At 72.2% G+C, this 10,706-nt stretch carries 11 protein-coding genes; 5 read left to right on the forward strand and 6 right to left on the reverse strand.

Annotation, left to right across the window (positions count from 1 at the left end; all coding sequences use genetic code 11):
• Both IE295_RS32955 and IE295_RS32960 read right to left on the reverse strand, forming a co-directional pair.
• On the reverse strand, positions 1-451 hold a 451-nt coding region (locus IE295_RS32955), incomplete at its 3' end, for a biotin carboxylase N-terminal domain-containing protein (protein ID WP_308437411.1).
• A 213-nt stretch (positions 452-664) separates the two neighbouring features.
• Positions 665-1,561: an MBL fold metallo-hydrolase gene (locus tag IE295_RS32960; RefSeq protein WP_190067484.1), complete on the reverse strand. Its 897-nt coding sequence runs from the start codon at positions 1,559-1,561 to the stop codon at positions 665-667.
• Positions 1,562-1,704: 143 nt separating this feature from the next.
• Here IE295_RS32960 and IE295_RS32965 point away from each other — a divergent pair, with 143 nt between their 5' ends.
• The gene (locus tag IE295_RS32965) at positions 1,705-2,745 is read left to right on the forward strand and encodes a DUF6081 family protein (RefSeq protein ID WP_224323666.1); all 1,041 of its coding nucleotides are present in this window, start codon (positions 1,705-1,707) and stop codon (positions 2,743-2,745) included.
• Between the two features lie 246 nt (positions 2,746-2,991).
• A complete protein-coding gene (locus IE295_RS32970) occupies positions 2,992-4,152 on the forward strand; it encodes an acyl-CoA dehydrogenase family protein (RefSeq protein ID WP_190067485.1) in 1,161 nt (386 codons plus the stop codon).
• Between the two features lie 98 nt (positions 4,153-4,250).
• Here the strand turns inward: IE295_RS32970 and IE295_RS32975 are convergent, their stop codons facing one another.
• Entirely contained in the window at positions 4,251-4,682 is a 432-nt protein-coding gene (locus IE295_RS32975) for a lipocalin-like domain-containing protein (RefSeq protein ID WP_190067492.1), read from the reverse strand.
• A 2-nt stretch (positions 4,683-4,684) separates the two neighbouring features.
• Positions 4,685-5,785, reverse strand: coding sequence for an LLM class flavin-dependent oxidoreductase (locus tag IE295_RS32980; RefSeq protein ID WP_190067486.1), 1,101 nt, complete (start codon positions 5,783-5,785; stop codon positions 4,685-4,687).
• Positions 5,786-5,947: 162 nt separating this feature from the next.
• Here IE295_RS32980 and IE295_RS32985 point away from each other — a divergent pair, with 162 nt between their 5' ends.
• Positions 5,948-6,553, forward strand: a complete 606-nt coding sequence (locus IE295_RS32985; protein ID WP_224323668.1) for a response regulator transcription factor — start codon at positions 5,948-5,950, stop codon at positions 6,551-6,553.
• On the opposite strand, the gene IE295_RS32990 is transcribed toward IE295_RS32985, so the two are convergent.
• Positions 6,489-7,526, reverse strand: a complete 1,038-nt coding sequence (locus IE295_RS32990) for a sensor histidine kinase (protein ID WP_190067488.1) — start codon at positions 7,524-7,526, stop codon at positions 6,489-6,491. The genes IE295_RS32985 and IE295_RS32990 overlap by 65 nt on opposite strands.
• 404 nt (positions 7,527-7,930) lie before the next feature.
• On the opposite strand from IE295_RS32990, the gene IE295_RS32995 reads away from it, so the two are divergent.
• Together IE295_RS32995 and IE295_RS33000 are read left to right on the forward strand one after the other, a co-directional pair.
• A complete protein-coding gene (locus IE295_RS32995) occupies positions 7,931-8,542 on the forward strand; it encodes a ScbR family autoregulator-binding transcription factor (RefSeq protein WP_224323670.1) in 612 nt (203 codons plus the stop codon).
• Between the two features lie 169 nt (positions 8,543-8,711).
• Entirely contained in the window at positions 8,712-9,596 is an 885-nt protein-coding gene (locus tag IE295_RS33000; protein ID WP_224323669.1) for a sensor histidine kinase, read from the forward strand.
• 40 nt (positions 9,597-9,636) lie between these two features.
• Here IE295_RS33000 and IE295_RS33005 read toward each other — a convergent pair whose 3' ends face one another.
• Positions 9,637-10,401, reverse strand: coding sequence for an SDR family NAD(P)-dependent oxidoreductase (locus IE295_RS33005; RefSeq protein WP_190067490.1), 765 nt, complete (start codon positions 10,399-10,401; stop codon positions 9,637-9,639).
• Between the last annotated feature and the right edge of the window lie 305 nt (positions 10,402-10,706).

Genomic DNA, 10,706 nt, shown 5'->3' on the forward strand with positions numbered 1-10,706 from the left:
CGTGCTCCTCGGCGAAGGCGACGACCTCCTCCGCCCCGGAGACCGGGTCGGGGGTGCCGGCGACCAGGGGCGCACCGGCGCGCTGGGCGATGTGGCGGGCTGCGACCTTGTCGCCGAGGTCGCGGATGGCCTGCGGGGGCGGGCCGATCCAGGTCAGACCGGCGTCGAGGACGGCCTGGGCGAACTCGGCGTTCTCGGAGAGGAAGCCGTAGCCGGGGTGGACCGCGTCCGCTCCGGACTCGGCCGCCGCGGCGAGGACCTTGGCCATGTCCAGATAGCTGGTGGCGGGGGTCTCACCACCCAGCGCGTACGCCTCGTCGGCCGCCCGGACATGCAACGCGTCACGATCCGGATCGGCATAGACCGCCACACTGGCGATCCCCGCGTCCCGGCACGCACGAGCGACACGGACAGCGATTTCGCCACGATTGGCGATCAACACCTTACGCAGGCTCACTTCTCGTCCTTCACACTGAGGTCCACCGGGACGGTCGCCGGGGCCCACGCCACTGGACACCGGCCCGGAAGACGGCTGGTCTGCAGGCAGTGATGCCGTCCGAGGCTGTGGGGCACGGCTCGAGGCATGCTGGAAATTGCCTGGAAGTCCCCCCTCCGGGAGACTTCCGGGCGATGTGCCGGCCACGGACGTGCCGTGGCGGCCCGGTCAGGCGTGGCAGGCCGGGAGCCCGCCGTTGAACTCGACCATCTCGGCGAAGACGGCGGGCATGTCGACCGGCGAGCCCGGGGCGCCGCCCTTCTCCTCGATGTAGGCGCGGTGCAGGTTGGGGACGATCCGCTCGGCGTCCAGCAGGCCCGCGTACTCGCCCAGGTCGGTCTCGCGCGCCACCTCCACCGGGGTCAGGCCCGCCGCGACGCCGTCCTTGGCGAGCCGCTGGAGCATGAGGAAGTAGCCCTCCGTGCTGTCGAGCAGCTCCGGTCCGGCCACCGGGCCATGCCCGGCCACCACGACCTCGGGGCCGAGCTTGCGCAGCGCGCGCACCGCCTCGATCGAACCCGACACCGAGCCCATCGGGCAGAACGGCGTGGCACCGGACATCACCAGGTCGCCGGTGAACAGCACCCGCTGGTCGGGCATCCACACCACGGTGTCGTTGGTGGTGTGGGCGGGGCCCAGGTGCATCAGTTCCGCCCGCACGGAGCCGACGTGGAGGGTCAGCCGGTCGTCGAAGGTGACCTGCGGCGGGGTGAGTTCGACGTCGCCCCAGCACACGTCGGGCCACAGCGTCGTCAGGTGCAGACCGATCTGCAGGACCTCGTCGCGGGTGCGGCGGTGGCCGATGACGACGGCTTCGGGGAAGACGAAGTTGCCGAAGGTGTGGTCGCCGTGCGAGTGGGTATTGACCAGCATCCGGGGCGCGGCCGGATTCACACCCTTGACGGCCTCGCGCAGGGCGTGGGCACGGGTCTCGGTCGCGGCGGTGTCGATCAGCAGCGCCTCGCCGTCCGACACCACGACACCCGCGTTGTTCACGCACCAGCCGCCGTCGGGCTGGACGTAGGCGTGGACGTGCTCTGCCACTTCGGTGAGCTGCGGCGACATGTTCTTCTCCTCGGGGGATCTCTTCGGTCCTGGCCGAAGCCTTTCGGTCCCGGCTCGAGGCACACCGGATGCCGCGCTCAAGTGATGTTCAGGGGGCACCCCTCACGATTGGCCGCCACGAACAACCTACGGAGGGAACGCACATGGGTCTGAGGGCACGGCTGAGCGCTACCGCCCTGGCGACGGCAATGTTCGTCGCTTTCGTTCCGGCCACGGCCAACGCTGCGGAGGACGGGGAGGAAGGCTCTCGCGCCGTCTTCAGCGACAACTTCCAGTCGGGTTTCGACACCACGAACAAGTGGCTGCAGGTCCCGGTGGGCGGTCTGCCCAGCGGTGACGGCGTCGCCAGCACCTCCTCGGCCGGCCTGAAGGTCGTTCCGAGCGGCAAGGACTCGGCCGGCAACCCCGCCTTCGCGTACACCACGGGCCAGCAGTCGGCCGGCGGTCAGGGCGACTCCGACCACCTCAAGTACCTCACCTGGCCGCGGCACAACTCGACGAAGGGCTTCCCCGGCTGGGACTCGCCCGACTTCGGCCAGCTCTCGTGCAACACGCGGATGGGCGTGACGACCACCAACACCGACAAGCACCCGTTCGGCGCCGCGGTCTCCAACCCGCAGACCGATCTCCGCCTCGCGGCCGGCTCCCTGGTCTCCGTCGACCAGGAGACCAACGTCGTCTTCGACTTCTTCGTCACCAACAACACGGTGTACGCCTTCTACGAGCGCCTGCGCTCCCCGGGGAGCACCTACGCCGCGTTCAGCTACGCCGTGCCGGTGGCCAACATCACCAAGGGCCAGCAGGTCTCGTACACCATCACCCTCGACCAGCAGCGCACCCGCGCCCGCTGGAAGGTCAACGGGTCCACCGTGCTGACCGTCAGCAAGATCGGTACGCGCGCCCTCGACCGCAAGTACCTGCTGATCGACCACGGTGGCACCGACCAGGTCGTCGCGCCGCGCCAGCTGCAGTGCGCGCTGGGTACGTTCACGCTGCTCGACGGGTCGGGTGCGGACGGCAAGGGCCTGGTCAAGCTGGACTCGACGACCAACTCCTACTACAAGCCGTCAGTCGGCGCGCCCACGGCGCAGACCTTCTACGACGACCAGAGCCTGGCCGGCAACCGCCTCTGGGGACAGGGTGCTCAGCTTCAGGTGTCCTCCTTCAGCGTCTCGACGAGCTGAACGGACGGGATGACGTCCTGATCCGACGTGACGTCCTGATCCGGGGGTGGCGCCGGAACCTCCCCTTCCCAGGCCGACCACTGAAAGAAACCAGGTAAGCGGTTTTGTGTCAAGAGAGGGCCGGTCCATTCCGCCACGGGGGCGGAACGGACCGGCCCTCGGCGCGACTCGAGCCCGCCCCGAGCGGGGTTCCATCGGCGCCGCGCAGGATCGGCCCTCCCGAACGCCGGTACAAGGAGGGCGAGGATGCGCACACAGGCTCCGGAAGGAACCGGGCTGACGGCCCGGTCCGTCGAACTGGCCGAACTGGCCCGGCATCGTGCCCAGGACGCGGAGGAGCAGCGCCGGCTGACGCCCGACGTGGTCGAGCACATGCTCCGGGCGGGCTTCGCGCGGCACTTCACCCCGGTCGCCCAGGGCGGCGAGGACGGCACGTTCGAGGAGCTGACCCGGGCGCTGATCACCGTCGCCGAGGCCGACACGGCCACGGCCTGGTGCGCCTCGATCGCGGCGAGCCTGTCCCGCATGGCCGCCTACCTCCCCGTGGAGGCGCACGCGGACGTGTGGCGCGAGGGGCCGGACACCTTCCTGGTGGGCACCCTGTCGCCGCTGGGCAAGGCCACCCCGGTGCCGGGCGGCTGGCGGGTCAGCGGCTCCTGGGCGTACATCAGCGGCATCGACTACTCCCACTGGGCGCTGGTGTGCGCCGTCGTCCCCCGGGGCGAGGGGGAGCCGCAGGACGGCCCGCCGCCGGCCCGGATCTTCGCGCTGCCGCGCGGCGCGTACTCCGTCAAGGACACCTGGACCAGCTCCGGCATGCGCGGTACGGGCAGCAACACCCTGATCGCGGACGACGTGTTCGTGCCCGAGACGCACAGCTACAGCCGCCGGCGGCTCTTCGACGGCGAGCCGCTGGGTTCGGCCGCCGCGTGCCACACGGTGCCGCTCCAGGCCGCCAACGGCCTGTCCTTCGCGGTGCCCGCCGTGGGCGCGGCGCGGGGCGCGCTCGCCCTGTGGACCACCGAGACGGCCGCGCGCCTGGCCCGGGGCGCGGGCAGGCCCGGGATGCCCGGCCCCGTGCGGACCACCTACGAGGCCACCCTGTCCCGCAGCGCCGCCGAGATCGACAGCGCCCAGCTGCTGCTCGAGCGCGCCTCGCGCGTCGCGGACAAGGGCGCGGCCGTCACCGCCGGGGAGACGGCCCGCAACCTGCGCGACTGCTCGCTGACCGCCGAGATGACGGTCAGCGCGGTCAACCGCCTGTTCTCGACCGCCGGCACCTCCGGGCAGGCCACGGACAGCCCGCTGCAGCGGATCTGGCGCGACGTGAACTCCATCTCCACCCACGTGCTGCTGGCCTTCGACCCGGCGGCCGCGCTGTACGCCTCGCACACGTTCGGTTCCTGACCTTCCCGCGGGAAGGACGAAACCCGCCGGGCCGGCTTCCTGGGGGCCGGCCCGGCGGGTTTCGGTGCGGCCGGGATCCCCGTCCGGCCGCGGGACGCTCACGTCGCCGTGGGCGCCCCCGTCTTCTCGAAGGCGTCGGCCCGGCGCCAGCGCAGCAGGCGGCGCTGGGGCCGTCCCTCGATCTGCGCGGTGCCGGCCAGCAGCAGGTCCTCGCCGTCGCGTTCCACGTCGCGCACCTGGCCGGTGCCGACGATGTGCGGGTGGGCGCTGACGAGCACCTCGTGCACCATCCGGGTGCCCTCCAGGCGCCAGTGGCCCGCGTACCCCATGAAGGCCTCCGTGCCGCCGCCCGCGCCGTCCAGGGCCCGCATCATGCTCACCGAGACGTGTCCGTCGGCGGTGTAGATGAGGACGCCCTGGGGGGCGGAGCCCAGCGGGCCGTCGCTGGTGCGCCCGGCCTCGTCGACGTCGTAGTAGGCGACCAGGCGCCACACGCCGACGGGGTCGAAGTCGTCGTCGAGGCGGTGCATCGTCACAGGGCCCTTTCGGTGAGCTGCGGGGACAGGCCATCCTCGCCGCCGGTGCTCGAGGCGCCGCCGAGGATGCCTCGAGCGGGGGCGGGGCCGGTCTCCCGGCGCAGGTGGGGCAGCACCTCGGCGCCGAACAGCTCGATCTGCTCGGCGACCTGCCCGTACGGCATGCCGGGCATGTCCAGCGCGAACAGCTGCCGCTGGTGGCCGTAGCGCTCGCGGAAGCCCAGCACGGCGTCCACGACCTGCTGGGGGCTGCCGACGGTCAGGGTGGTGCCGGCCATCTCGCGCTCGAGGCCGTTGGGGGTGGGGAAGCCGCCGCGCGAGGCGATCAGCGCGGAGTGGTACGGGCGGAAGCCCGCGACGGCGTCCTGGCTGCGGCGCGCGATGTGCAACTGTCCACCGGCGCCGAGGACGGCGTCCTGGGGGTTCCTGCCGTGCGCGGCCCAGGCGCGGCGGTAGTGGTCGGCGAGCGCGCCGAAGTGCTCCAGCGGGCCGAAGAGGTTGTTGAGGAAGAGGGGTTCGCCGTACCGGGCGGCGGTCTCGGCGGTCGCCGGGCTGCGCACCGCGCCGTGCCACATGACCGGGGGCTCGCCGTACGGGCGCGGCAGCGTGGTCACCCTGCGCAACGGAGTGCGGTAGCGGCCGGACCAGTCCAGGTCGGTCTCGCGCCACAGCCTGCGCAGCAGCAGGTGGTTCTCCTCCAGCAGCGCGTCCTGGTCCTGGGGATCCCGCCCGAACAGCGGGAACGTGCGCCAGGAGACTCCCTTGCCGATCATCAAGTCGACGCGGCCGTCGCTGAGTTGGGAGAGCGTGGCGAAGTCCTCGGCGACCCGGACCGGGTCCAGGGTGGTGAGGACGGTGACGGCGGTGCTCAGCCGCAGGCGCGTGGTGCGCGCGGCGAGGTGCCCGAGGATCACTGTGGGTGAGCTGGTGACGTACGGTCCGTCGTGGTGCTCACCGACGGCGAAGACGTCCATGCCCACCCGCTCGGTGAGCACGCCGAGTTCGACGACCCCGCGCAGTCTCTCGCGCTCGGTCATCACCTCGCCCGTGACCGGGTGGGGTGCCATCGCACCGATGCTGAATATTCCGAACTCCACGACGCCTCTTTCCAGGGGGATGTACCGGTGCGCGCGCTACGGTCGCGCGGCGCACGATGTACCGATGTGAGAGAAATGACAAGAGATGCCCGATACCGGCTGTGTATGATTCAGGCCGCTCCGGGGAGCTTCGTCGACTGCCCCGGACGGGGGGAGCAAGACGTGATACGGGTGATGCTGGCCGAGGACATGCACATGATCCGCGGCGCTCTGGTCGCGCTCCTGGACCGCGAGAGCGGTCTGCAGGTGGTGGCGGAGGTCGAGCGCGGGGACCACATCGTGCCCACGGCGCTGGAGGTCCGGCCCGACGTGGCCGTCCTCGACATCGACCTGCCCGGCCTCGACGGCCTGACCGCCGCGGCCACCCTGCACAAGCGGCTGCCGCAGTGCCGCACGCTGGTCCTGACCGCGCTGGGCCGGCCGGGCACGCTCCAGCGCGCCCTGGCCGCCCGCGTCAGCGGGTACCTCCTCAAGGACGCCAAGCCGTCGGAACTGGCGGCGGCGATCCGCCGGATAGCCCAGGGCGGCCGGGTCATCGACCGCGAACTGGCCGTCGCGTCCTGGGACATCGACGCCAGCCCGCTGACCGTCCGGGAGTCGGACGTGTTGCGCCACGCGGCGAGCGGCGCCGAACCGGCGGAGATCGCCCAGCGCATGCACCTGTCCACCGGAACGGTGCGCAACTACCTCACCGCCGCCGTCACTAAGCTGCACGCGCGGAACCGGCTGGACGCCGTACGTATCGCCGAGCAGGCGGGATGGCTGTGACGGTCTCGGCCGGACAGACCGCGCGCAGGCGGAACCACTCGCCGTCGTGCGACCAGGTGAGCGTGCCGCCGACGGCGGCGATCCGCGCGGTGAGGCTGTCGAGCCCCGTGCCCGGCTCGCCGTCGCTCGCCGCGTCGTAGCCGTCGTTGGCCATCGCCAGGACGACCACGCCGGCCTCCTCGCACAGCGTGATCCGGCAGTGCCGCGCCTCGCTGTGCCGCAGGATGTTGGTGGCGCCCTCGCGCAGGACCGCCGCCAGGGTCGTGGCCAGGCGGGGATCGCCGACCACGGGGGTCTTGCCCTCCACCTCGGTCACCACGCCCGCCGCGCCCAGGACCGCGGAGACGGAGGTGAGTTCACCGCTGAGCGACATGTGCCGCGGGCCCGCCGAGACGGCGCGCACCTCGGCGAGCGCCTTGCGGGACAGCGAGATCAGCTCCGCGACCTCCGGCCGCTCCGGGACGTGTCCCGCGGCGAGCCGGGTGTCGAGCAACTCCGCCTGCACCGCGACGGCGGTGAGGCTGTAGCCGAGCAGGTCGTGCAGGTCGCGCTGGAGGCGGCGGCGCTCCTCCATGGCGTGCCGGCGCTCGGCGACGGCCCGCCGCCGCTGCGCCTCCAGCGCCACCAGGCAGCGGCGCAGGCCGAGGACCGCGACGGTGGAGGCCGCGGCGGTCAGGGCGACGTAGACCAGGCCGCCGGGCGGCAGGGCGAGGGTGGAGATCCCCAGGACCGCGAGCGGCACCAGCGGTGCCCATCGGCGGCGCGGGACGACGCCCGGGGCGTGGAGGCAGGCCCCGGCCGGCACGGTCACGCACAGGGCGGCGGTGGTCAGCATGGCGAACAGGACGGTCCACCAACCCGTTTGACCGTTGAGCGGGTCGAGGGCGGCGGCGGTGACGACGCAGACGATCTGCACCGTGACGACGATCAGGACGGCGACCCAGCCGGGCCGCTTCACGGCCAGTGGACGCACGGGTCAGCCCACGCGGCTCGCGGCCGGGGGGCGGGCGTTCGGGCCGGATGGATCGGGCGGTGCCATGAGGATCTCCTGTACATGCGCAATGCCGGGATCGAGTTGCACTATCAAGGACGCTACAAACCGACGACGCGGTTGGCAATAGCAGTCAGTGCGTCGCCCGTCACGCTCTGGAATGATCCCCTCCGGAATCTTCAACGGGCCGCGAAACACGGCGTTTACATGGGCATAGCCGCAGGTAGAAACCACAAGACCAGGCGCGTCCGGAGCCTCGCTCGGCTCTCACTGGACCCTGGCATAAAAACCATCTTGGCGGTTTAATATCGCCGACCGACGCCCATCGGGCTCGGAGGGTGCCCGCAACGGTGCGGGCCGACTGGAAACGGAGCCTGTCAGTGGCCATGCAGGATCGGGCTGCTCGCACCCGTCGCGAGCTGATCCGTTGCGCCGCCGCCGCGTTCGAGCAGCACGGCTTCGCCCGCACGACCCTCAATGACGTGTGCCGCCGCGCCGGAGTGAGCAGCGGCGCCCTGCACTTCCACTTCGACAACAAGGAGGCGCTCGCCGACGCCGTCGAGGCCGAGGCATCGGCCGCGCTGCACCGCGCCGGCGAGATGGCCAGGCTACGCCCCTCGGGCGCGCTGCAGGCCCTGGTCGACGCCTCGCACTCGCTCGCCGCCGTGCTGCGCGAGGACCTGGTGGTGCGGGCCGGGTTCCGGCTCAGCTACGACACCACGCGCACAGGCGGCCTGCCGCTGAGCGAGCGCTGGCACGCGTGCGTACGCTCGCTGCTGGCGGCGGCGCGCGACGAGGGCGCCCTGGTCCGCGACGTCCCGATGCGCGACGCCGTCGTTGCGGTGACGGGCGCCACCGTGGGCCTCGCGGTCCTCAGCCACCGCGACCCGAAGTGGGCCGGCCAGGCCTCGCTCGCCGGCTTCTGGCGGCTGATGCTGCCTCAGCTGGCCCAGCCGCACGCCGGGGTGCGGCCCACGCCGGTGCACGCCGCGGAGTGACTCCCGTACGACTGTGGGCGGTCCGACCGGTGACGGATCGATCACAGTTGAACGTCGTTGACAAACCGCAGCCTCGGTTTGTTAGCTTCCAGAACCGCTAGCGCGACAGGTACAGCGCTTTCGCCGCCCGGCGAGGGCGTCCACCACACGCATGTGCAAGGAGACGCTGGTGGGTGCCTCTACTGTCACCACAAGCAGCCCCGAAACCTCCAACTCCCTCGGCCTGGCACGGCTGGAAGCCATGGTGGGCCAGGGATTCACCCGGGCCCTGCAGGCCGGCCTCAGCCGCTCGCACTACGCCCGCACCCGGGCCACGATCCACGCACCGCACCACCTCGCGGGCGGCGACGCCGCGCACGAGGAGCGCCCGGCCCACGCCCACGCCCTCGCTCACGCCGCCGACCGCACCCGGACCCGGCCGTACGACGGCGGCGACGCCGACCCCGACGCCTCCTGGCACGCGGGCCGCCGCCTTGCCCGCGGCCTGCACGACGAGCTGGGCACCACGCTGTTCCTCGTGGCGCACCACATGGAGCGCTACGACAGCGGGCCGGGCGACCCCGCCGACCTCGAGGCCGCCCGCGCGGCGCTGCGGGAGGCCATCAAGCTGACCGAGCACGCGGTGGACGGCCTCCACCACGCCACCGCCGTGCCCGCCCTGGTCCCGGCGCTGCGCGAGTTCGCCGAGACCACCGCGCCCGCCGGCGTCCGCTTCCGCATCGCCGCCACCGGCAAGGAGGCGCTCCTCTCCGACGTCTGCCGGCGGGAGCTCTTCCTCGGCATCCGCGAGGCCCTGCGCAACAGCTTCACGCACTCCGGGGCGGACGAGGTGGCCGTCTCGCTGCGCTTCACCCGCCTGTACGTGTACGCCCGGGTGGAGGACGACGGCCGCGGCTTCGACGCCGAGGCGCCGCTCGCCCCCGGCCGCTCCGCGCGGGGCCTGCGCTCGATGCGCGAGCGCCTGGAGGACCTGGGCGGGCGGCTGACCATCGGCGAAGCCGAGGCGGGCGGCACCCGCCTGGAGATCCACCTGCCCATCCGGCCCCGCTCCTAGGCGGCCCCGGCGGCCGCCCCGCCCCGCGGCCGGGCCCCGCTCACAGCCGCGAGCCGCCGCTGACGTCGATGCACTGGCCGGTCACCCAGCGGCTCGCGTCCGACGCCAGGAACGTCACCACGCCCGCCACGTCGTCCGGCACCCCGATCCGCTCGAAGACCGACCACCCGGCGAGCTCCGCGGCCGCCTCCGGGGTCGCGCGCAGCGAGGCGTTCATCTCGGTCGCCACGAACCCCGGCAGCACCGCGTTGACCGTGATGCCGCGCGGGCCCACGTCCTTCGCCAGGGTCAGCGTCATCGTGTTGATGGCGCCCTTGGACATCGAGTACGCCACCGATTCCGTGTACGCCATGCGCGTCACCCCGGACGAGACGTTCACGATGCGGCCGCCCTCGGACATCCGCCGCAGCGCGTACTTGGCCATGAACAGCGGCGCCCGGGCGTTCACCGCGAACATCCGGTCGAAGACGTCCTCGGTGATCTCGCTGACCGGGCCCACCTCGTGCGTCGCGGCGTTGTTCACCAGGATGTCCAGGCCCGGCCGCGCGCCCCGGGCCGCGAGCACCTCGTCGAACTCCTCGAAGAGGTGCTCGACGGCGCCCGCCGTGCACAGGTCGGCCCGCAGCGTGAACGCCTTTCCGCCGTTCTTCTCCACCAGCTCGACGGTCTCGGCCGCGGCCGTCTCGCTCCGGCCGTAGTGCACCGCCACCAGCGCGCCCTCGGCGGCCAGCGCCAGGGCGATCCCCCGGCCGATCCCGGTCCCCGCCCCCGTCACCAGCGCGGTCTTGTCGTGAAGCACGCCCACTGCGAACACCCCAAAAGTCAGTCAGGAATTTCCGTTCCAGGGGCAATTTCAGCCATCGGCTCTCGAAGGAGGGTGGAGTCCCTCCGGGCCGGCCCGGGCCCAGGACGGGCGATACGGGCCCGAAGGCGGCATTCCGCGGTCTTCCAGCTGTGCTCAAGCGTCCCTGGAGCAACTCCGGACACGCTGCGCCTCGCGCCTCGTGCGATCCCCTTGTTCCACTACGTCCTGGGAGTTCTCCATGACCACTGCGTTTGATCCGATCGATCTGGCTGGTGTGCAGCTTTCGAACCGCATCGCGATGGCGC

Source organism: Streptomyces griseocarneus, assembly GCF_014655595.1.
Taxonomy (GTDB): Bacteria; Actinomycetota; Actinomycetes; order Streptomycetales; family Streptomycetaceae; genus Streptomyces; species Streptomyces griseocarneus.

Excerpts from the sequence above, each read along its gene's own strand:
- IE295_RS32960 (WP_190067484.1), bottom strand. The coding sequence starts at position 1,561 with ATGTCGCCGCAGCTCACCGAAGTGGCAGAGCACGTCCACGCCTACGTC.
- IE295_RS32965 (WP_224323666.1), top strand. The coding sequence starts at position 1,705 with ATGGGTCTGAGGGCACGGCTGAGCGCTACCGCCCTGGCGACGGCAATG.
- IE295_RS32970 (WP_190067485.1), top strand. The coding sequence starts at position 2,992 with ATGCGCACACAGGCTCCGGAAGGAACCGGGCTGACGGCCCGGTCCGTC.
- IE295_RS32975 (WP_190067492.1), bottom strand. The coding sequence starts at position 4,682 with ATGCACCGCCTCGACGACGACTTCGACCCCGTCGGCGTGTGGCGCCTG.
- IE295_RS32995 (WP_224323670.1), top strand. The coding sequence starts at position 7,931 with ATGCAGGATCGGGCTGCTCGCACCCGTCGCGAGCTGATCCGTTGCGCC.